This window comes from Kitasatospora sp. NPDC051164, assembly GCF_044455625.1.
In the GTDB taxonomy this organism is placed as follows: Bacteria; Actinomycetota; Actinomycetes; order Streptomycetales; family Streptomycetaceae; genus Kitasatospora.
On the sequence record NZ_JBITFB010000002.1, the window covers coordinates 453,912 to 475,381 of the forward strand.

The 21,470-nt window shown below is 72.1% G+C and carries 17 protein-coding genes; 11 read left to right on the forward strand and 6 right to left on the reverse strand.

The genetic code is table 11. The features are described from left to right. The first annotated feature begins 44 nt into the window (after nucleotides 1-44). Both ACIBEC_RS04615 and ACIBEC_RS04620 read left to right on the forward strand, forming a co-directional pair. Nucleotides 45-464, forward strand: a complete 420-nt coding sequence (locus tag ACIBEC_RS04615; protein WP_360498353.1) for a hypothetical protein — start codon at nucleotides 45-47, stop codon at nucleotides 462-464. 241 nt (nucleotides 465-705) lie between these two features. After that, the gene (locus ACIBEC_RS04620) at nucleotides 706-1,638 is read left to right on the forward strand and encodes a lytic polysaccharide monooxygenase (RefSeq protein WP_360498351.1); all 933 of its coding nucleotides are present in this window, start codon (nucleotides 706-708) and stop codon (nucleotides 1,636-1,638) included. 124 nt (nucleotides 1,639-1,762) lie between these two features. Here ACIBEC_RS04620 and ACIBEC_RS04625 read toward each other — a convergent pair whose 3' ends face one another. The 3 genes from ACIBEC_RS04625 to ACIBEC_RS04635 form a co-directional block, all read right to left on the reverse strand. Next, complete coding sequence (locus ACIBEC_RS04625; protein WP_360498349.1) at nucleotides 1,763-3,016, reverse strand: DUF2510 domain-containing protein; 1,254 nt, start codon at nucleotides 3,014-3,016, stop codon at nucleotides 1,763-1,765. 98 nt (nucleotides 3,017-3,114) lie between these two features. Next, the gene (locus ACIBEC_RS04630; protein WP_360498347.1) at nucleotides 3,115-3,915 is read right to left on the reverse strand and encodes a 3-oxoacyl-ACP reductase; all 801 of its coding nucleotides are present in this window, start codon (nucleotides 3,913-3,915) and stop codon (nucleotides 3,115-3,117) included. 150 nt (nucleotides 3,916-4,065) lie between these two features. After that, nucleotides 4,066-5,466, reverse strand: coding sequence for a glutamine synthetase family protein (locus ACIBEC_RS04635; RefSeq protein ID WP_360498345.1), 1,401 nt, complete (start codon nucleotides 5,464-5,466; stop codon nucleotides 4,066-4,068). Between the two features lie 237 nt (nucleotides 5,467-5,703). Here ACIBEC_RS04635 and ACIBEC_RS04640 point away from each other — a divergent pair, with 237 nt between their 5' ends. The 3 genes from ACIBEC_RS04640 (at nucleotide 5,704) to ACIBEC_RS04650 (ending at nucleotide 8,773) form a co-directional block, all read left to right on the forward strand. Further along, nucleotides 5,704-6,459 carry a gamma-glutamyl-gamma-aminobutyrate hydrolase family protein gene (locus ACIBEC_RS04640; RefSeq protein ID WP_360498343.1) on the forward strand — a complete coding sequence of 252 codons (756 nt, stop codon included), beginning with the start codon at nucleotides 5,704-5,706 and terminating at the stop codon, nucleotides 6,457-6,459. A 194-nt stretch (nucleotides 6,460-6,653) separates the two neighbouring features. Beyond that, a complete protein-coding gene (locus ACIBEC_RS04645; RefSeq protein ID WP_360498341.1) occupies nucleotides 6,654-7,733 on the forward strand; it encodes a cation diffusion facilitator family transporter in 1,080 nt (359 codons plus the stop codon). Nucleotides 7,734-7,870: 137 nt separating this feature from the next. After that, the gene (locus ACIBEC_RS04650; protein WP_360498533.1) at nucleotides 7,871-8,773 is read left to right on the forward strand and encodes a 5'-3' exonuclease; all 903 of its coding nucleotides are present in this window, start codon (nucleotides 7,871-7,873) and stop codon (nucleotides 8,771-8,773) included. Between the two features lie 85 nt (nucleotides 8,774-8,858). On the opposite strand, the gene ACIBEC_RS04655 is transcribed toward ACIBEC_RS04650, so the two are convergent. Beyond that, complete coding sequence (locus ACIBEC_RS04655) at nucleotides 8,859-10,337, reverse strand: cytosine permease (protein ID WP_360498339.1); 1,479 nt, start codon at nucleotides 10,335-10,337, stop codon at nucleotides 8,859-8,861. 196 nt (nucleotides 10,338-10,533) lie between these two features. After that, on the reverse strand, nucleotides 10,534-13,389 hold the full coding sequence (locus ACIBEC_RS04660) for a DEAD/DEAH box helicase (protein WP_360498531.1): 2,856 nt from the start codon (nucleotides 13,387-13,389) through the stop codon (nucleotides 10,534-10,536). 275 nt (nucleotides 13,390-13,664) lie between these two features. Here ACIBEC_RS04660 and ACIBEC_RS04665 point away from each other — a divergent pair, with 275 nt between their 5' ends. Together ACIBEC_RS04665 and ACIBEC_RS04670 are read left to right on the forward strand one after the other, a co-directional pair. Then, on the forward strand, nucleotides 13,665-14,039 hold the full coding sequence (locus ACIBEC_RS04665; RefSeq protein WP_360498337.1) for a hypothetical protein: 375 nt from the start codon (nucleotides 13,665-13,667) through the stop codon (nucleotides 14,037-14,039). 30 nt (nucleotides 14,040-14,069) lie between these two features. Beyond that, nucleotides 14,070-14,429: a metalloregulator ArsR/SmtB family transcription factor gene (locus ACIBEC_RS04670; protein ID WP_360498335.1), complete on the forward strand. Its 360-nt coding sequence runs from the start codon at nucleotides 14,070-14,072 to the stop codon at nucleotides 14,427-14,429. Here ACIBEC_RS04670 and ACIBEC_RS04675 read toward each other — a convergent pair. After that, nucleotides 14,426-15,607, reverse strand: coding sequence for an aminotransferase class V-fold PLP-dependent enzyme (locus ACIBEC_RS04675; protein ID WP_360498333.1), 1,182 nt, complete (start codon nucleotides 15,605-15,607; stop codon nucleotides 14,426-14,428). The genes ACIBEC_RS04670 and ACIBEC_RS04675 overlap by 4 nt on opposite strands. Before the next feature lie 147 nt (nucleotides 15,608-15,754). Here ACIBEC_RS04675 and ACIBEC_RS04680 point away from each other — a divergent pair, with 147 nt between their 5' ends. The 4 genes from ACIBEC_RS04680 (at nucleotide 15,755) to ACIBEC_RS04695 (ending at nucleotide 21,465) form a co-directional block, all read left to right on the forward strand. Further along, nucleotides 15,755-17,848, forward strand: a complete 2,094-nt coding sequence (locus ACIBEC_RS04680) for a prolyl oligopeptidase family serine peptidase (protein WP_360498331.1) — start codon at nucleotides 15,755-15,757, stop codon at nucleotides 17,846-17,848. Between the two features lie 100 nt (nucleotides 17,849-17,948). Next, a complete protein-coding gene (locus ACIBEC_RS04685; protein ID WP_360498329.1) occupies nucleotides 17,949-18,326 on the forward strand; it encodes a YrdB family protein in 378 nt (125 codons plus the stop codon). Nucleotides 18,327-18,558: 232 nt separating this feature from the next. Then, on the forward strand, nucleotides 18,559-18,936 hold the full coding sequence (locus ACIBEC_RS04690) for a DUF2568 domain-containing protein (protein WP_360498327.1): 378 nt from the start codon (nucleotides 18,559-18,561) through the stop codon (nucleotides 18,934-18,936). A gap of 156 nt (nucleotides 18,937-19,092) precedes the next feature. Beyond that, the gene (locus tag ACIBEC_RS04695) at nucleotides 19,093-21,465 is read left to right on the forward strand and encodes an immune inhibitor A domain-containing protein (RefSeq protein ID WP_360498325.1); all 2,373 of its coding nucleotides are present in this window, start codon (nucleotides 19,093-19,095) and stop codon (nucleotides 21,463-21,465) included. Nucleotides 21,466-21,470 lie beyond the last annotated feature (5 nt).

Below are 21,470 nucleotides of genomic sequence, written 5' to 3' on the forward strand. Positions count from 1 at the left end.
CTACCGTGGTGCCGACACTGAGAGTACGACCCGGGAGGGGGCGCATGGACACCGAGCTCGTGCAGGAGATGGTGAGGTCCGGTGCGACGTCGGTTGCCGGCCTGATGGCCACGGCGGCCTGGAACCAGGCCAGTTCGCGGATCGCCCGACTGTTCGGGCGCGGCGAGCGGGACGAGCAGGCGAGCGCGGAGCTGGAGGTCATCCGCGCCGAGGTGCTGGAGGCCGACGGCGACCAGGAGGTCCTGGCCGACCAGGCCGCGGCGATCCGCAACCGGCTGCGCGCGCTGTTCCGGGAGAACCCGCAGGCGGCCGAGGAACTCTTCGAGATCCTCTCGGAGTTCGCTCCCGAGCGGTTCAGCAAGTCGGCCGGCGGAACGTACATCATCAACACGATCGACGGGAACTCGACCGTCAACAGCGATCTCGTGATCCAGGCCGGCATCATCCACGGCAACCAGCGCTGACCTTTCCGCAGCCTTAACCAGGCCCGATGGAACGGCTAACGACAGCCTTCCATCGGGCCTTCGCGCTGCTCCGAGGCCTACAGTCCGTCAACAAGTGTTCCACGCATGGCTATTGCCATCTGGTCCAGACCAATCCTACGCTCTGGCCGGGGGTCGCGCGCCGGGTCGGCGGCTCCCGAGCGGGCAGGCGTGTCCGTTCCCCCACACTCGCCCGGAACGACGGTCAAGGAGTCCCCACCCCATGTCCATCAAGCGAAGTGCCCTGTCCGTCGGCGTGGTCGGCGCCGCGGTCCTCGCGGTGGCCGCGACCACCGCCGGCACTGCCGGCGCGCACGGCACGATGACCAACCCCGTCAGCCGGGTCGCCGCGTGCTACGCGGAGGGCCCCGAGCACCCGGTGTCCCAGGTCTGCAAGGACCTCGTCGCCGCGAGCGGCACCCAGCCGCTGTACGACTGGAACGAGGTCAACATCGCCAACGCCGCCGGCGACCACCAGGCGCTGATCCCGGACGGCAAGCTCTGCTCGGCCAACCGCGACAAGTACAAGGCGCTGGACTGGCCGCGCACCGACTGGCCCGCGACCCCGGTCAAGGCCGGCGCGTTCACCTTCCAGTTCCGCACCACCGCGCCGCACATCGGCACCCAGACCGTCTACATCACCAAGCCGAGCTACGACCCCACCAAGCCGCTGAAGTGGTCGGACCTCGACCCGACACCGGTGGCCCAGGTGCAGGTCGACCGCACCGCCACGAACGGCTACTACACCTACTCCGGCACCCTGCCGCAGCGCACCGGCCGCCAGCTGCTGTACATGGTCTGGCAGCGCAGCGACAGCCCGGAGGCGTTCTACAGCTGCTCCGACGTCGACTTCGGCTCGAGCACCGCCGCTGCCGCCCCGGCACTCGCCGCGCAGGCCCCGGCCGCGCAGGCCCCGGCCGCGCCGAGCGACGCCCAGATCGCGGCCGACGCACCCAGGTCCACGGTCGCCCACCACGGCCACGGCGGGGACCCGAACGCCCCGGCCGGCCAGATCGTCCCGACCACCTCCGCTGCCGTGGCCGGCACCTCGGCCACCGGTCCGCTGCTGCTCGCCGGCGCCGCCGCGATCGGCGTCGGGTGGGCGGGCATGGTGCTCCGGCGCCGCCGCGTCGAGGCTGTTCGACGCGACGCCTGACGCCGGAGGCGGGGCCGGGCCGGTCACACCCCCGTCCGGCCCGGTTCCGTCACCGCATGACGGCGGCGGCCCACCCGGGGGTTTCCCTCCCGGGTGGGCCGCCGCTGTGTGAGGAGCGCGCGGCTCAGGTGGTGGTGCCCCCGGTACCACCGGTCCCGTCGGTGCCCCCGGTGCCACCGGGGCCGGAGCCCGCGCCGCCGCCCGGGCCGGTGCCGGGCATCCCGGGAATGCTCGGGATCTTGCCCTTGAAGTCGGTGATGCCCTTGACGATGGTGTCCATCACGGCGACGTCCGGCGCCTTGTCGGCGATGTCGAAGCCGAAGTGCACCGAGACCAGCGACTTGCCGTCGGCGGACGGGAAGACCACGGTCTCCACGTAGCCGTTGTTGCCCTTGGGCGCGTCCACCTTCCAACGGACCAGGTAGCCGTCCTGGCCGTTGACCTTGACCGCCTCGGACTTGAGCTCCTGGTGCCCGGTGATGTTGCCGTACGACTCCTTGGCGACCTTCGCGATGTCGGCCTTGGCCGCCGTCTGGGCGTCGGTGCCGCCACCGTCGATCCGGCCGGTGTTCACCCCGCCGAGGGTGCAGTCGCCACTGCCGTCGGGGCAGGCGTAGGAGCCGACAGTGATCATGGCGTAGCCGTCGCCGGAGGTGCCGGCCTGCCAGCCGTTCGGGACCGGCAGGGTGAGGCGGTTCACCACGTCGATCGCCGTGTCGGCGCCGGGCCGGACCTTGCCGTTGCCATTGCCGTTCCCGTTCCCGTTCCCGTTGCCCTTGCCGTTGCCCTTGCCGTCCCCGCTGCTCCCGTTGCCGCCACCGCCACCGCCGTTGCCACCATTGCCGCCGCCGTTGCCACCGCCCGGGTAGCCGTCCCACGGCCCGTAGGCGCCTCGCGGGGTGTGCTGGGCGATCGGCTTGGGCTTGTCCCCGTGGCCGTCCATCGCGAGGTAGGTGATCCCCGAGCCCGCGCCCAGGCCGAGCAGGGCGGCGGCGACGGTCGCCACGACCAGCTTGGACGGCTTGCGCCGGGGCTTGCGCGGCGGCAGCGGTGAACCGAAGGCGGCGCCGAAGGGCGGCGGCTCCGGATAGCGGACGCTCGGGCCGCTGCCCAGGACCTCGCCCTCCAGCACCCGGGTCTGTTCGGTCGCCGCCGGATCGCCGGCCTCCGGGGCCGCCGGGCCCTCCGGGGTGTCCGGGCCCTCCGGGGCGCCGGGTGCCGCAGCATCGGCCGCGGGAGCGGTCGAGTCCGGGGCGTCCGAGGGCGTGGGCCGGGTGTCGGCCGTCCAGCCCTTGCCGTCCCACCATCGCTGCGGCCTCGGGTCGCCGGTGGGGTCCTTCGGATCCGGGTACCACCCGGCGGGAATCTGCTCGCTCACAGCAGAGAATCTAAAGGCAGCCGGATAAGCGCGAAATCAGCGCGGCACGGAATTCCCCCGGTTTTCGATGAAATTACGGTGAGAAGCAGCGCACCGGACTACAACGGGGTGACGTACGCCCCGGAGATCCCCCCGTCGACCAGGAACTCGCTCGCGGTGATGAACGAGGAGTCGTCGCTCGCCAGGAAGGCCACCGCGGCGGCGATCTCCTCGGCCCGGGCGAACCGGCCGAGCGGAATGTGCACCAGCCGGCGGGCGGCCCGCTCCGGGTCCTCGGCGAACAGCTCGCGCAGCAGCGGGGTGTCCACCGGCCCCGGGGAGAGCGCGTTGACCCGGATCCCCTCGCGGGCGAACTGCACGCCCAGCTCGCGGGACATCGCGAGCACCCCGCCCTTGGAGGCGGTGTAGGAGATCTGCGAGGTGGCCGCGCCCATCCGGGCCACGAAGCTGGCGGTGTTGATGATCGAGCCACGCCCGTGCCGGCGCATGTACGGCAACGCGGCCTTGCAGCACAGGTAGACGCTGGTCAGATTGACCTCCTGGACCCGCTTCCAGGCGTCCAGGCCGGTGGTCAGGATCGAGTCGTCCTCCGACGGCGAGATGCCCGCGTTGTTGAAGGCGACGTCCACACTGCCGTAGGTCTCGTACGCCTCGTCGAACAGCGCCTCGACCATGTACGGGTCGGTGACGTCGGTGTGCACGAACAGCCCGCCGGCCTCCTTGGCGGCGGCCCGCCCGGTCTCCTCGTCGAGGTCGGCGCAGACCACCTTCGCCCCCTCCGATGCGAGCCGGCGGGCGGCGGCCAGGCCGATGCCGCTGCCCGCGCCGGTGACCACGGCGGTGCGGCCGACCAGCCGGCGGCAGACCACCGCGTCCCGCGCGGCGTGCTTCTCGCTCATCGGGCTGTCACTCCTCGCTCTGGATGAAGACGTTCTTGGTCTCGGTGACGCGGCGCAGCACGTCCGGCCCCCGCTCGCGGCCCACCCCGGACTCGCCGAAGCCGCCCAAGGGTGTCCAGTTGGTCATGCGGCACGTCCGTCGGTCACGCGTCACATCCGTTCGAAGGACCGGTAGCGCTCCCAGTCGGTGACGGCGCCGTCGTAGGCGGCCTGCTCGACCCGGGCCATGTTCAGGTAGTGGTCGACCACGTCGTCGCCGAAGGCTTCCCGGGCCAGTTCGCTCTCCGCCCACAACGCGGCGGCCTCGCGCAGCGATCCGGGCACCCGGGCGTACTCCTCGACCGCGTAGGCGTTGCCCAGGCAGGGCGTGGGCAACTCCAGCTTGCGCTGCAGCCCGTGCAGGCCGGCCGCGATCATCCCGGCCACGGCGAGGTACGGGTTGACGTCGCCGCCGGGCACCCGGTTCTCCATCCGCAGGCCGGGGCCGTGGCCGACCACCCGGTAGGCGCAGGTGCGGTTGTCCCGGCCCCAGGCGACGGCGGTCGGGGCGAAGGAGCCCGGGCGGTAGCGCTTGTAGGAGTTGATGTTCGGGGCGTAGAGCACGCTGAACTCGCGCAGCGCCGTCAGCTGGCCGGCCAGGAAGTGCCGCATGGTGTCGGTCATCCGGCCGTCCCGGTCGGCGAAGGCGGGGGCGCCGACGGCGTCGCGCAGCGAGAGGTGGATGTGGCAGCTGTTGCCCTCGCGCTCGTCGTACTTGGCCATGAAGGTGAGCGCGCAGCCCAGTTGGGCGGCGATCTCCTTGGCCCCGGTCTTGTAGACGCTGTGCTGGTCGCAGGTGGTGAGGGCGTCGGTGTAGCGGAAGGCGATCTCGTGCTGGCCGAGGTTGCACTCGCCCTTGGCGGACTCCACGACCAGGCCGGCGCCGGCCATCTCGTTGCGGATCCGGGAGAGCAGCGGCTCGACCCGGGCGGTGCCCAGCATCGAGTAGTCCACGTTGTAGAGGTTCGCCGGGGTCAGGCCGCGGTAGCCGCCGAGCCAGGCCTGCTCGTAGGTGTCGCGGAAGACCAGGAACTCCAGTTCGGTGCCGATGTCGGCGGCCAGGCCGTACTCGGCGAGCCGGGCGATCTGGCGGCGCAGCAGTTGGCGCGGGGCGGCATCCACCGGGTGGCCGCCGTGCCGGGCCAGGTCGGCGGTGACCTGGGCGGTGCCGGGCTGCCAGGGGGTCAGCCGCAGGGTGCCCAGGTCGGGGCGCATCGCGAAGTCGCCGTAGCCGGTGGCCCAGGACGAGAAGGCGTAGCCGTCCACGGTGTTCATGTCGACGTCGACGGCCAGCAGGTAGTCGCAGGCCTCGGCGCCGTGCTCGGCGACTTCGTCGAGGAAGAACCGGGCGGCGAAGCGCTTGCCCTGCAGCCGGCCCTGCATGTCGGTGAAGGCGAGTGCCACGGTGTGCACCTTGCCGGCGTCCACCAGGGTGCGCAGCTCGTCCAGGGTCAGCGGCGGCCGGGGCGGCGACCCTGCGGCGGCGTTCCCGGGTGCGGCGTTCTCGGACATGACGGAACCCTCCTTCCTCGTGTCCTGGGTGGTCTCGATGGTCTAGGTGGTCTCGGTGGTCTCGGTGGCCCGGATGGCCGTGACGACCTCGAAACCCGTCGATCACTCTTCGAGATCAAGCAGTCACAGCGAACCGTACGGCCTGCGACTCGCGGGGCGGAAGAGGGCAGGCGTGTGTGGCGCGCCGATATGCGTGGTTGACGGGGTATCGGGCGGTTCGGGAGGAGAATGCGCGCCATGGATCGCAGGCCTTTGATCGGCGTCAGCACCTACCTGGTGGACGCGAGTTGGAGCCACTGGCGGAGCCGTCGGGTCGCTCTCGTCCCCGAGCGGTACACCGCGTACGTCCGGGACTCCGGCGGGGTCGCCGTCCTGCTGCCGCCCGACGCCCCGGAGCGCGCGCCGGAGGTGCTGGCCCGGCTGGACGCGCTGGTCATCGCGGGCGGGCCGGACATCGACCCGGCGTACTACGGGGAGCCGGCCCATCCGGCGACCGAGGTGGACTCTCCGGAGCGGGACGTCTGGGAGGTCGCGCTGCTGCGGGCCGCGCTGGCGGCGGGGATGCCGCTGCTGGCCGTCTGCCGCGGGATGCAGGTCCTGAACGTGGTGTGCGGGGGCACGCTGGTGCAGCACCTGCCGGACGTGGTGCCGGTGGACGTGCACGGCGGCTCGCCGGGGCAGTACGGCTCGCACCCGGTGCGGCCGGTGCCGGGGACGCTGCTGGGCGGGCTGCTGCCGGAGTGCGAGCTGGAGGTACCGACCTTCCACCATCAGGCCGTCGACCGGGTCGGGACGGGCCTGCGGGTGAGCGCCCACGCGCCGGACGGCACGGTGGAGGCGCTGGAGGGGCCCGGCTTCACACTCGGGGTGCAGTGGCATCCGGAACAGGGGGACGACCTGCGGCTGATGCGGGCCCTGGTTCGGGCGGCCACCGCCGCGGCCCTGGACGCCGTGGCGCTGGACCCGGCCTTGGACATGGCGGCGCTGGGATAGCTCAACTGGGCGCGGGCGCAGGGGATTTCTGCTGGTCGGACGGGTGCGGCGTGCGCCGGGTAAAGCCCCCCGAACGGCAACGACAACGGTCACCAGTACAGCCTTTGGATCTTTGTCGATTCTGCGGTTCACTTCGGTTGCAGGGCGGTCGCGCCGCGCCCCTGTTCCCATCCGTGCGCCCAGAGAGGACTTCCATGGCCAGGCCCGAGCATTCGCACGATGATCATGCGCATGACCACCAGCCGTCGAACGGGGACGGGCACGCGCACGGTCACGGCGGACACGGCAGCCATGGCGGGCACGGTGGGCACTCGCACGGCGTCTCCGCCGACGCGGACCGCCGCTGGCTGCTCAGCGCCCTCGCCCTGATCGTCGTCTTCATGGCCGGCGAGGTCGTGGTCGGCTTCGCCGCCAAGTCCCTCGCGCTGATCTCCGACGCGGCGCACATGCTCACCGACGCCGCCTCGATCGTGCTCGCCCTGATCGCGATGCGGCTCGCCGCCCGCCCGGCCCGCGGCGGCTACACCTACGGCCTCAAGCGCGCCGAGATCCTCTCCGCGCAGGCCAACGGCGTCACCCTGCTGGTGCTCTCGGCCTGGCTGGGCTACGAGGCGGTCACCCGGCTGATCTCGCCGCCCGCAGTCACCGGCTCGCTGGTGCTGGTCACCGCGCTGATCGGGATCGTGGTCAACCTCGCGGCCACCTGGTGCATGTCCAAGGCCAACCGCACCTCGCTCAACGTCGAGGGCGCCTTCCAGCACGTCCTCACCGACCTGTACGCCTTCATCGCCACCGCCGTCGCCGGTCTGATCGTCCTGACCACCGGCTTCGCCCGCGCCGACGCGATCGCCTCGCTGATCGTCGTCGCGCTGATGCTCAAGGCCGGCGTCGCACTGGTCCGGGAGTCCGGGCGGATCTTCCTGGAGGCCGCCCCGGCCGGGATCGACCCGGACGCGGTGGCCGACCGGATGGTCACCGAGTCGCTGGTCGAAGAGATCCACGACCTGCACATCTGGGAGATCACCTCCGGCCAGTCGGCGCTGTCCGCGCACATCCTGGTCACCCCCGGCGGCGACTGCCACGCCGTCCGGCGCCAGCTCCAACGCCAACTCGCCGACGAGTACGGAATCACCCACAGCACCCTCCAGGTCGACCACGTCGGCGAGGACGAGGCGGGCGCACTGCTGCAGATCGCCGCCCCGGGCGACACGGCCGCCGAGCACTGTGCCGACGCCCACGGCCCGGTCCACCGCTCCGGGCCGCACGAGCACTGACGGCGCACGAGGGCTGACGGCACACGAACGCCGACGCCGCACGGGCACGGGCACGGGCACTGACGCCGCACGGGCACCGAGGCCCTCCGATGTCGCCCTCGTACGGCATGATCGGAGGCGTGACCGCACCGCGACTGATGCTGCTCGACTCCGCCAGCCTGTACTTCCGGGCCTACTACGGCGTACCGGACACCCTGCGCTCGCCGCAGGGCGAGCCGGTCAACGCCGTCCGCGGCCTGCTGGACTTCATCGCCCGGCTGGTCCACGACCACCGACCCGACGAACTGGTCGCCTGCATGGACGCCGACTGGCGCCCCCAGTGGCGCGTCGACCTCGTCCCCTCGTACAAGACCCACCGGGTCGCCGAGGCCGCCGAGGACGGCGAGGAGGAGGTGCCCGACACGCTGGCCCCGCAGGTCCCGGTGATCGAGCAGGTGCTGGACGCGCTCGGCATCGCCCGGGTCGGTTCCCCCGGCTACGAGGCCGACGACGTGATCGGCACCCTCACCGCCCGCGCCAAGGGGCCGGTGCAGATCGTCACCGGCGACCGCGACCTCTTCCAGCTGGTCGACGACGCCCGCGGGATCACCGTGCTCTACCCCGTCAAGGGCATGGGCAACCTGCAGGTCACCGACGACGCGCTGCTGCTCGAGAAGTACGGCGTGCGCGGCGCCCGGTACGCCGACATGGCCGCCCTGCGCGGAGACCCGTCGGACGGCCTGCCCGGCGTCAAGGGCATCGGCGAGAAGACCGCCACCCAGCTGATCAACGAGTACGGGGACCTCGCCGGCATCCGCGCCGCCGCCCTCGACCTCGCCTCCAAGCTCACCCCCGCCCGCCGCCGCAACATCGTGGAGGGCTCCGCCTACCTCGACGTCGCCCCGAAGGTGGTCCGGGTCGCCGACGACGCTCCCCTGCCCGCCTTCGACCCGGCCCTCCCCCGCGAACCCCTCGACCCGATGACCCTCGAGGAGCTCGCCACCCGCTGGGGCCTCGGCACCTCACTCGACCGCGTCCTGGAAGCCCTGGCGACGCGCTGAGCAGCCCGACACGAAGGGCCCGCCGCACTCGGTGCGGCGGGCCCTTTCGGTCGGACGGGGGCGTCCGGAGGTCGGCGTCACGCGGTCAGACGGTGACCCGTTCGGCCTGCTCCGCCTGGAGACCGGCGGGCTGCTCGGCGCCGGCGGAGGTGTTCTCCCGCGGCGTGGGGAGCACGGCCATGATCACGCCGGAGATCACGATGGTCGCCGCCCAGGCGAGCCCGTACTTGCCGACGAAAGTGCCGGAGAACGGGCCGGTGAACCAGTCGCACTTGGTGAAGGCGAGCCCGATCAGCAGCGCGAGCACCCAGGACACCATCGCCTGCCAGCAGAAGCCGCCCACGTACCAGTACCGGCTGCTCCGGCCGGTGTCCATCAGCGCGGCGGCGTCGTAGCGCACCGCGCGCGAGCGGCGCCGGAACATGTCCACCGCGTAGACGCCGATCCAGGCCGAGAAGGAGACGGCCAGCAGGATCAGGAAGGTGATGAAGGAGCCCAGGAAGCTCTTGGCGACCAGCATCAGCAGCAGGCCGCCGACCAGCGAGATCACGGCGTTGATGCTGACGGCCATGGCGCGCGGCAGCTTGACGCCCATGGTCTGCGCGGTGAAGCCGGCCGAGTACATGGAGAGGCTGTTGATCAGCAGCATGCCGACGATCGCGGTCAGCAGGTAGGGCACGGCCAGCCAGGTCGGCAGCAGGTCGCCGAGGAAGGAGACCGGGTCCGCGGCCTCGGCCAGGCCCGGCGAGGCCACGGCCATCACGGCACCCATCAGCACCATCGGCACCATCACCAGGCCGGCGCCGGAGACCGTCACGCCGACGATCTTCCGGCCGGAGGCGGCGTGCGGCAGGTAGCGGGCGAAGTCCGGGCCGGTGGGGACCCAGCTGATGCCACCGGCGGCGATGGTCCCGATGCCGGCGATCATCATCGCGGTGGTGCCCGCGGGCTTGGCGAAGACCTCGCTCCAGTGCATGGTCGCGACCAGGTAGCCCAGCACCAGGACGCTGAAGATGCCGAAGAGGTACGTCGACCAGGTGTTGCAGACGTTCAGCGCCTTCCGGCCCATGCCGGAGACCAGGAAGGTGCAGGCGACGAAGACGAAGAGCGTGACGACGATCAGCACGGTGTTGCTCTTGACGTCGAAGAGCAGGTCAAGGACGGTCAGCACGGCGTAGGCACCGGTGACGGCGTTGATCGTCTCCCAGCCGAACCGGGCGATCCAGAGGATCGCGCCGGGGAACAGGTTGCCGCGCACACCGAAGGTCGCCCGGGAGAGCGTGGCACCCGGGGCTCCGCCCCACTTGCCGGAGACGGACAGCAGGCCGACCATGCCGAAGGAGGCGAGCGCGGCGCACGCGGCGACGATCAGGACCTGCCAGAAGTTCAACTGGTTGAACACCACCAGGGCCGCGCCCATGGTGAGGAGCAGGACGCTGATGTTCGCCGCGACCCAGGTCGGGAAGAGCTCGCGGACTCTGCCCCGGCGCTCGTGGTCCGGGACGGGTTCGATACCGCGGGTCTCTATCGCGCCGTCGGTGTCGGCGGTGGACAGCTTGTCCATGAGGGTGGCTCCGTGCGTGTGAAGCGGGAGATAAATCGGGCAAATGGAACATTGATGGAACTCTTCGCGCGTAGCGCGGGAGTTGAGTCATCCTACTTTGTCCACTTCGACCCGAGCGCCGTCGGCCGCACTGCGCAACGCCAAGGGGCCCGCACGTTCGCGTCGTCGAACGTGCGGGCCCCTTGGCGTTGCGCGGTCAGCTCACGGAGGAGTAGGCGATGATGCCGCGGCGGAGGCTGTCGACGGCCTTGCGGGCGGTCTTGCGGAGGTCGGCGTCCTCGCCGGCGGCGTCCTGGATCTGGCCGAGGACGTCGATCAGCTGCTTGGTCCAGCGGACGAAGTCGCCGGCGGGCATGTCGGCGTCGCGCAGGACCTGGTCGAGGTTGTGGCCGAGCGCCCAGCGGTAGGCGACCCAGGCGAAGCCCAGGTCGGGTTCGCGCTGGCCGACGCCCTCGGCGGTGTTGATCCGGTGCTGCTCCTCAAGGGCGTCCAGGTGACCCCAGATCCGGACCATCTTGCCGAGCGCCTCCTTGGCCGCGCCCTCCGGCACCCGGGGGGCTCCGGCGTCGTCAGCCTGGCGGGCCTCGTACACCAGCGCCGAGGCGCAGGCGGCGAGTTCGGCGGCGGCGAGGCCGCTCCAGACGCCTTCGCGGATGCATTCGGAGGCGAGCAGGTCGAGTTCGCCATAGAGCCGGCCGAGCCGCTTGCCGTCGTCGGTGACGGTGTCGCCGCGGAGGTAGCCGAGGTCGGTGAGCAGGGCGCAGACCCGGTCGAAGGTGCGGGCGATGGTGTGGGTGCGCGAGCGCATCCGCCGTTCCAGCAGTTCGGTGTCGCGGTGCAGCCGGTGGTAGCGCTCGGACCAGCGGGCGTGGTCCTCGCGGTCGGAGCAGCCGTGGCAGGGGTGCTGGCGCAGTTCGGCCCGCAGTCGGGTGATCTCCGGGTCGTCGGCGGCGGCGGCGCGGCCCTTGCGGAACCGTTCGGGTTCGAGGTGGCCGGCCTTGGTGCGCAGCGCGGAGGCGAGGTCGCGGCGGGACTGCGGGCTGCGCGGGTTGAAGGACTTGGGAATGCGGACGCGCTCGATCGCGGCGACCGGGTACGGGAAGTCGATCATGGCGAGCCGCTTGACCTGGCGTTCGGCGGTGAGGACCACCGGGCGCGGGCCGTCCTGGAAGTCGGGGTGGCGCCGGTCGCCCCGGCCGGAGCGGTCGACCGGGGGCAGGCCGGGGTCGAGGACCAGGGCGAGGCCGGCGAACTTGCCGGTGGGGACGTGGATGACGTCGCCCGGCTTGAGGTGCTCGATGGACTCGACGGCGGCCGCACGGCGCTGGCTGGTGCCTTCGCGGGCCATCTCGTTCTCGCGGTCCTTGAGCCGGCGGCGCAGCTCCATGTACTCGTCGAAGTCGCCGAGGTGGCAGGTCATCGACTCGCGGTAGCCGTCCAGCCCTTCCTCGTTGCGCTGCACCTGGCGGGCGATGCCGACGACCGAGCGGTCCGCCTGGAACTGGGCGAAGGAGGTCTCCAGCAGTTCGCGCGAGCGGTGCCGGCCGAACTGGGAGACCAGGTTGACGGCCATGTTGTAGGAGGGCCGGAACGAGGACTTGAGCGGGTAGGTGCGGGTGCCGGCCAGGCCTGCCAGCGCCTCCGGGTCGAGGCCGCGCTGCCAGAGCACCACGGCGTGGCCCTCGACGTCGATGCCGCGTCGACCGGCCCGGCCGGTGAGCTGGGTGTACTCGCCGGGGGTGATGTCGGCGTGGGTCTCGCCGTTCCACTTGACCAGCTTCTCCATGACCACCGAGCGGGCGGGCATGTTGATGCCGAGCGCGAGGGTCTCGGTCGCGAAGACGGCCTTGACCAGGCCCTTCACGAAGAGCTCTTCGACGACTTCCTTGAACCGGGGCAGCATCCCGGCGTGGTGGGCGGCGATGCCGCGCTCCAGGCCGTCCAGCCACTCGAAGTAGCCGAGGACGTGCAGGTCCTCGTCGGGGATGTCGGCGCAGCGTTCCTCGACGAGGGCCCGAACCTGGGCGCGGTCGGAGTCCTTGTTGAGCCGCAGCCCGGAGCTGAGGCACTGCTGGACGGCGGCCTCGCAGCCGGCCCGGCTGAAGATGAAGGTGATCGCGGGCAGCAGGCCTTCGGCGTCGAGCCGGTCGATGACGTCCACCCGGCCCGGTGTCCAGACCCGGCCGGGACGGCCGTTGGGCATCGAGCGGCCCCGGCCGCGGCCGAAGCGGTCGCGGGGGTTGCGGTCGACCTCGGAGCGGGCGAGCCGGACCAGTTCGGGGTTGACGGCCTTGCCGGGGTTCTTCAGGTTGTTCTTGGGGCGGCCGTCCCGGTCGGGGTTGGCGAACAGGTCGTACATCCGGTTGCCGGCCATCACGTGCTGCCACAGCGGCACCGGGCGGGTCTCGGAGACGATCACCTTGGTGCCGCCGCGCACGGTGTCCAGCCAGTCGCCGAATTCCTCGGCGTTGGAGACGGTCGCGGAGAGCGAGACGAGGGTGACCGACTCGGGGAGGTGGATGATGACCTCCTCCCAGACGGCGCCGCGGATGCGGTCGGCGAGGTAGTGCACCTCGTCCATGACGACGTAGCCGAGGCCGTTGAGGGTGCCGGAGCCCGCGTACAGCATGTTGCGCAGCACCTCGGTGGTCATGACCACCACGGGGGCGTCGCCGTTGACGGTGTTGTCGCCGGTGAGCAGGCCGACCTTGGCGGCGCCGTAGCGCTTGACCAGGTCTCCGTACTTCTGGTTGGACAGGGCCTTGATGGGCGTGGTGTAGAAGCACTTGCGCCCGGCGGCCAGGGCCAGGTGCACGGCGAACTCGCCGACGATGGTCTTCCCGGAGCCGGTGGGGGCGGCGACCAGGACGCCCGAGCCGGATTCCAGCGTCTCGCAGGCCTCCAGCTGGAAGTCGTCCAGCGGGAAGTCGTACAGCTGCTGGAAGCCGTGCAGGGCGGTGGCCTGTTCCTTGGCCCGGCGACGACTGGCCGCGTACGCCTCGGCGGGGCTGAGCTCCTGGTCGACCTGGGGCTCTGGATCGGGGGTGTTCATCGCCGTCCGGGTGTGGTTGGTGTGATCTCGCATCTCAGCGAGAGGTTACCCGGGAGGACTGACATCGATAGCACCGTTTTTTCGCGCTACGGATCAGTTCCCGCACAGCTCCATAGTTGCAAATGTCTTCAAGCGATCGCGATGCGTCCGAGTTCGGACATCTCCGGTCATTCCCGGTGGACCGGGCCGCAGGCTTCCTACCGTCGTCGTCACAGCCACCACACGGCTACCAAGCGGCCCGCACACGGCCGCCGACGCACGGGAGGACAGCCACGATGGCGAACCTGGAGACGTCCCTCAAGGACGCCATGTCGATCGACGGCGCGATCGGCGTCGCCCTGGTCGACTACGGCAGCGGCATGGCGCTCGGCAGCCTCGGCGACGGCGGCGAGCTGGACCTCAACGTCGCCGCGGCGGGGAACACCGACGTGGTCCGCGCCAAGATGCGGGCGATGGAGATGCTCAACCTGCACGACAACGAGATCGAGGACATCCTGATCAGCCTGACCAACCAGTACCACATGGTCCGGCCGATCACGACGCCCACCGGGCGCGGCCTGTTCCTCTTCCTGGCGCTCAACCGCAGCCGCTCCAACCTCGCGATGGCCCGCCACCAGCTCAAGCGGATCGAACTATCGCTGGAGATCTGAACCCGGACCGACACCAGGAAGGGGGGCCTCGTGACGGTGGCGCTCTACCAGGCCAAGGCCGAGTTCTTCCGGATGCTCGGCCATCCCGTCCGGATCCGGGTGCTGGAACTGCTCCAGGCCGGGCCGACGCCCGTCCGCTGCCTGCTCGCCGAGCTGGAGGTCGAACCCTCCAGTCTCTCCCAGCAGCTCGCGGTGCTGCGCCGGTCCGGCATCGTCACCGCCACCCGGGAGGGCAGCACGGTGGTCTACGCGCTGGCCGGCGGGGACGTGGCCGACCTGCTGCGGGCGGCCCGGCGGATCCTCACCGGGCTGCTCGCCGACCGGAACCTGCTGCTCGCGGAGCTGCGCGGGGACGCGAACCTACGCGGGGACGCAAGCCTCGGACGCTAGCCCTCCAGCTCCTTGAGCACCCCCGCCAGCCCGTCCGCCAGCCGCTCGTACTCCTCCGGCCGGTTGTACAGCTGGGCGCTGATCCGCAGCACCCCGCCGCCGGCCCAGGGGCGGACGGCGATGCGGGTGCGCAGCCGCTGCCACACCTCGGCCATCAGTGCCCGTACCTGCGGCTCGGTCTCGCCGTGGCCGGCCGGCAGCCGGACGGTGCGCATCCACACCCCGGGCGTCGCGGGCAGCGGTTCGAGCCCCGCGCGCTCGACCAGCGCCTGCCGGCCGTACGCGGCGAGCGCGGTGTTGTGGGCGGCCACCGCCGCCGGGCCGAGCGTGCGCAGCAGGTCGAAGCCGGCCGGGGCGGCCAGCCAGGGCGTGTAGTCGCAGGTGCCGCGCCATTCGACGTTGCCCGGGAAGCCCTTGTCGTGTTCCCAGGACAGCGCCAGCGGGCGCACCCGGCCGGTCCACTCGGGGCGGACGGCGAGGACGCCGGTGGCGCGCGGGGCGAAGGCCCACTTGTGCAGGTTGCCGAACCAGAAGTCGGCGTTCGGGTCGGCCGGGGCGGGCAGCATGCCGGGCGCGTGGGCGCCGTCGACGACGGTGGTCACGCCGCGTTCGCACAGGTCGGCGAGCAGGGCCGGGCCGGCCACCAGGCGGGCGGTGGGCGAGGTGAGCTGGTCCAGGACGGCGACGGTGGTGCGCGCGTCCACGGCGGCGAGCACGGCCTCCCGGACGGCGTGCTCGTCCGGGGCGTCCAGCGGGATCCGGGCCACGACCAGTTCGGCTCCGGTCTCGGCGGCTTTGCGGGCGACGGCCTGGGTCACCGCGCCGTAGCCGTGGTCGGTGACCAGGATCCGGTCGCCGGGGGCGAGCGGGAGGGTGTCCAGGGCGATCGCGACCGCCTCGGTGACGTTGGCGACCAGGGCGAGCCGGTCGGGGTCGGTGCCCAGTTCGGCGGCGATGAGGGCCCGGGCGGCGGCGATCCTGGCCGGGAGGTCGGCGAAGAAGCCGTCCGGGTCGAGCTCGTGTTCGGTCCGCAGCCGTTCCTGCGCGCGCTGCACCGGGAGGGGCACAGCGCCGTACGACCCGTGGTTCAGGTGCGCCGCGTCCGTCGACACGCTGAACAGGCCGTCGGCGGCGGGCAGCGGGGCCGGGGGCTCGGCGGTCTTCAGGTCCTCGGTCACGGTTTCCTCCGCTCGTCCGGCCTTCCATGGCCTCGTATGGCGTCATATGGCGTCGCGCGGCGTCGTATGGCGCACATCACGTGGTGTGTGACATTTCACATGACAGACTACTGGTCGGGGCACGCACCGCGCGACCACGATCGGGCCGTGACCATCACCGACGCCTTCCTTGCCCTCAGCGCCCGTACCGGCCGGTTCACCTTCGGCGCACCGCGCGCGTACACCCTCGCCGAGGACGGTACCCGGCTGCTGCTGCTCCGCTCGAACGGTCCCGAGGATCCGGTCGACCGCCTCCACCTGCTCGACACCGCCACCGGCGAGGAGCGGACGGTCGCCGACCCGGCCGCACTGCTGCCCGGCCGCACCGGCCGCCGCGACGACCTGCCGACCGTCGAGCGCCGGCTGCGCGAGCGCACCCGGCTGGTCGCCGCCGGGATCGGCTCGTACGCAGCCACCGCCGATCTCGCGATCGCCGTCTTCACCCTCGACGGCCGACTGTTCCGCACCGACACCGCCGCCGCCACCAGCGACGAACTCCCGGTCGCCGGGCCCGCGTTCGACCCCCGGCCGGACGCCACCGGCCAGCGCGTCGCCTACGTCGCCGACGACGCCCTGTACGTCACCCCCGGCCTCGAACCGCTCTCCCCCGCCGACGGCGCCCGCTGGGGCGTCGCCGAGTTCGCCGCCGCCGAGGAGCTCGGCCGCGCCCGGGGTCACTGGTGGCGCCCGGACGGCGGCGCGCTGCTGGCCGCCCGGGTGGACGAATCCGCCCTCCCCCGGCGCTACTTCGCCGACCCGGCCCGCCCCGCCGAGGCCCCCGAGGACTTCGCCTACCCGCAGGCCGGCGGCCCCAACGCGGACGTCCAGCTCTGGGTCCTCGGCCTCGACGGCGGCCGGGTCCGGCTGCGCTGGGACACCGACGGGTTCCCGTACCTCTGCGCCGCCTCCTGGGCCTCCGACCACGAGGTGCTGCTCACCGTCGCCGACCGGCTGCAGCAGAACGTGCTTCTCCTCAGCGCCGACCCGGCCACCGGCGCGACCCGCGAACTCTCCCGCACCACCGACGAGTTCTGGGTCGACGACCTGCCCGGCACCCCCGGCCGGCTGGCCGACGGCCGACTGCTCACCGTCCACGACACCCCGCAGGCCCGCGGCCTCGCCCTGGACGGCAAGCCGCTGGACACCACCGGGCTGCAGATCCGCCGGGTGGTCGGACTGCTGCGCGGCCGACTGCTCTGCGAGACCGGCCAGGGCGACCCCGCCGACCAGTACGTCCACCTGATCGACCCGGACGGCGGCGCGCCCGAGCCCCTCACCACCGGCCCCGGCACGCACTCCGCCCTTGCCGCCGCCGACACCCTGGTCCTCACCTCGGCCACCGCCGACGGGATCCGCCGCCGCGTCCTGCGCGACGGCGGCGAGCGGGCGCTCACCGACCTCAGCGCCGGGCTGCCGCTCACCGACCTCAGCGCCGCGCTGCCGTACCGGGTCAGCCCGCGGCTCGCCCGGGTCACCGAACGCCGCCTGCCGACCGCCGTCGTCTACCCGCGCGAGCACGTCCCCGGCCGCCGGCTGCCCGTCCTGCTGGACATCTACGGCGGGCCCGGCTACCAGGCCGTGGCCACCGAGCCGCGCCGCTGGCAGCTCCGCCAGTGGTGGGCCGACCAGGGCTTCGCCGTGGTCACCACCGACAACCGCGGCACCCCGTTCGTCTCGCCGGACTTCACCCGGGCGATCTTCCGCCGCTTCTCCCAGGCCGCCCTCGACGACCAGGTCGACGCCCTGCACGCGCTCGCCGCGCAGCACCCGGACCTCGACCTCGGCCGGGTCGCCGTGCGCGGCTGGTCGTACGGCGGCTACTTCGCCGCGCTCGCGGTGCTGCGCCGCCCGGACGTCTTCCACGCCGCCTGCGCGGGCGCCCCGCCCACCGACTTCCGGCAGTACGACACCGCGTACACCGAGCGCTACCTCGGCCTGCCGCAGGACAACCCCGAGGGCTACGCCGGCGACTGCCTGCTAGCCGACGCGCCCGCGCTGACCAGGCCGCTGCTGCTGATCCACGGGCTGGCCGACGACAACGTCCACCCCTCGCACACCCTGCTGCTCTCCCAGGCGCTCACCAAGGCCGGCCGCCCGCACACGGTGCTGCCGCTGCCGGGCGTCACCCACATGACTCCGGACGGGATGAACGAGCAGCTGACCCGGGCCGAACTCTCCTTCCTCCGAGCCTCCTTGGGGTGACCCGTTCGGGTCTGTCCATTGCGCCGCCCGGGCCGGACTGCGACACTCCGCGTGGTCGCCGCCCGGCCCGGGCGGAGCAGTGGAACGGGGAGAGCGCGAAATGAAGATCGACAGACCCGGCCCGGTCGGACAGCGGCAGTGGACCCCGCTGACCGCCGGCAACGCCGGCCTCGCCTTCGGGCTGGAGCTCGCCATGCTGGCGGCGCTCTGCTACTGGGGCTTCAAGACCGGGTCCAACCTGGGCACCCGCCTGCTGCTGGGGCTCGGCGCACCGGCCCTGGCCGCCCTCGTCTGGGGCCTGTTCCTGGCCGCGGGCGGCCCGAAGTACCGGCTCCCGCTGCCCGCCGAGATCGTCCTCAAGCTGCTGACGCTCGGCACGGCCGCGCTCGCGCTGTACGCCACCGGGCGGACCACCCTCGCGGTGGTGTACGGCGTGCTGGTGGTGGTCAGCGTGACCGTCGAGTACAGCACCCGCTGACGGCAACGTCGTTGACGGACCGGCAGGTGGGAGGCATCGGACCGGCAGCCGCCGGAGGATCCGTTGAGTTCGCCCGGCCGGGCTGGGACACTCCGCTGGAGCAGCCCTCCGCCTGTCCGCCGTCCGGTCCCGGCGGCGGTCCCGGCGGCGGCCCCGGCGGCGGACGGCGCGAGGATCGAGGCGGGGATCGGGGCCGGGATCGGGGCCGGGCCGAGGCGGGGAGAGCGCGCGGATGACGATCGACGGACCCGGCCCGACGGAGCGGCGGCTGCGCAGGTCGCTGGCCAGGGCCGGCACCGAACTCGGCTTCGGGGTGCAGCTCGCGAGCCTGGCGGCGCTCTGTTACTGGGGGTTCAGGACCGGCGACAGCCTGGGCTTGCGACTGCTACTGGGGCTCGGCGCACCGGCCGCGGCCCGGGCGGTCTGGGACGTGTTCCTGGCCGAGCGCCGGACGAAGGTCGAACTGCCGCTCGCCGCCCGGCTGGTGCTGAAACTGGTCCTGCTCGGCGTGGCCGTGGTGGCACTGTCCGCCGCCGGGCCGGCCACCCTGGCGGCGATGTTCGCGGCGCTGGTGGCGTTCAGCCTGGCGCTGGACTTCGGCAACGGCTAGACAGGACGTCACGGAAAGGGGCGTCGCACCTGCGGGTGCGGCGCCCCTTTCGCTTGCCCCGGACCCCTTCCACGTGACCCGTGACATGTGAAATATTACCTGCGCTTCATCGACCGATGATCCGAAGCACCCCATCCCCCGGAAAGGACCGGTCAGTTGCGCAGACTGTCCGCGGCCCTCGCAGCAGCGCTCACCACGAGCGCGATAGCGGCCACCCTGCTGGGCACCCCCGCCCAAGCCGCTCCCCCGACCCCCCTCACCGTCACCGCCGCCGCGGCCTCCGACGCCGCCGCACAGGGCGCCGAGGCCCCGCCCGCACCGCTCGTCCCCCAGGAGCGCGAGCGCCAGGCGCTCCGCAGCAAGGCCCTGGAGCAGCTCAACAAGGGCGCCGTCGCCAAGACCGCCGACAAGCGGGCCCCGGCGAAGGTGAAGGTCGGCAACGACTACGTCCAACTGGCGCACCAGCGCACGGACAAGGTCTTCGTGATCCTCGCCCAGTTCGGCGACGAGGTGGACAACTCCACCCAGTGGAACGGCCAGCCCCGCTACGGCGGCACCCCCGGCCCGCGCCACGACCAGATCCCCAAGCCGGGCAAGGACGACAACCACACCCTGTGGTCGCCGGACTTCGACCGCACGTACTACCAGAAGATGTTCTTCGACGACGCGCCCGGCGCCGTGTCGATGCGCAACTACTACCGCACCCAGTCCTCCGGCCGGTACGACGTCGAGGGCACGGTCAGCGACTGGGTCACCGTCCCGTACAACGAGGCCCGCTACGGCAGCAACAAGGGCCCTCAGGGCTCCGGCGCCTGGACCGAGGCCCAGGAGTTCGTCCGGGACGCCGTGAAGGCCTGGTTCGACGGCGAGGTCGCCAAGGGCCGCTCGTCCGCCGATATCAAGGCGCAGCTCGCCCAGTACGACGTCTACGACCGCTACGACCACGACAAGGACGGCGAGTTCAACCAGCCCGACGGCTACCTGGACAACGTCATCGTCGTGCACGCCGGCGTGGACGAGACCTGGGGCGGCGGCGCACAGGGCACCGACGCGCTGTGGGCACACCGCAGTTGGGCCTTCCCGGACGCGACCGGGCAGACCGGCCCGGACGGCGACAAGATCGGCGGCGCGCCCGTCGGCGACACCGGCCTCTACGTCTACGACTACGTCCAGGGCGGCGAGAACAGCGGCGTCGGCCTGTTCGCCCACGAGTACGGCCACAACCTCGGCCTGCCCGACCTGTACAGCACCACCGGCGGCGACAACAGCGTCAACTTCTGGTCGCTGATGTCCTCCGGCTCGTACCTGGGCAAGGGCCCCAACACCACCGGCGGCTACCCGGGCGACCTCGACGCCTGGAGCAAGCTGCAGTTCGGCTGGCTCAACTACGACGAGGCGCAGGCCGCCACCCGCTCCAGCCACGCCCTCGGGGTGAGCAGCTACAACACCGACCAGGCGCAGGCGGTCCTGGTCCACCTGCCGGACGGCACCACCAGCACCGACCTCGCCGACCCGTACGAGGGCTCCAAGCAGTGGTGGAGCGACACCGGCGACAACCTCGACAACTCCCTCGCCCGGGACGTCGACCTGCGCACCGCCACCGGACCGGCCGCGCTGGACGCCGCGGCCTGGTACGACACCGAGCAGGACTACGACTTCCTGACCGTCGAGGCCTCCACCGACCAGGGCAAGCACTGGACCGCCCTGGGCGGCACCGTGGACGGCGCCCCGATCGGCAACACCAGCGCCAACACCCCCGGGCTGAGCGGCAGTTCCGGCACTTACCGGAAGCTGCACATCCCGCTGGACGGCTACCTCGGCCAGCAGGTCCGGCTGCGCTTCCACGCCACCTCGGACGGCAACACCCACGGCAGGGGCGTCCTGGTGGACGCCGTGAAGGCCACCGCCGGGGGCACCGAGCTGTTCGCCGACGGCGCCGAGAACGGGGCCGGCGGCTGGACGGCCAGCGGCTTCACGGCCATCACCGGCCGTACCGCCGTCAAGCAGCACCCGCGCGCCTACATCGCCGAGAACCGCCGCTACACCGGCTACGGGGCGTTCCTGAAGACCGGCCCGTACAACTTCGGCTACACCGGCGTCACCGGCAAGGCCAATGTCGTCGACAACTACCCGTACCAGGAAGGCGTCCTGCTCTGGCTCTGGGACACCTCGTACGGCGACAACAACACCAAGGACCACCCCGGCGGCGGGCTGATCCTGCCGATCGACGCCCACCCGGCGCCGATCCGCTTCGCCGACGGGACCCTGGTCAACGGGCGGGCGCAGACCTTCGACGCCACCTTCTCCCTCAGGCCGACCACCCCGTTCACCCTGCACAAGGGCGGGGTCGCGGTGCGGATCCCGGCCGAGCCGGCCGTCCCGGCGTTCAACGACCACACCGGGGTGTACGTCGACCCGGCCACGCCGCAGCTGACGGTGAAGGTGCCGGACACCAACACGAAGATCGAGGTCGTCCGGGAGTCCCAGAGCGGGCGGATCACCACCGTCCGGGTGGGCCCGGCCTCCTGAGCCTC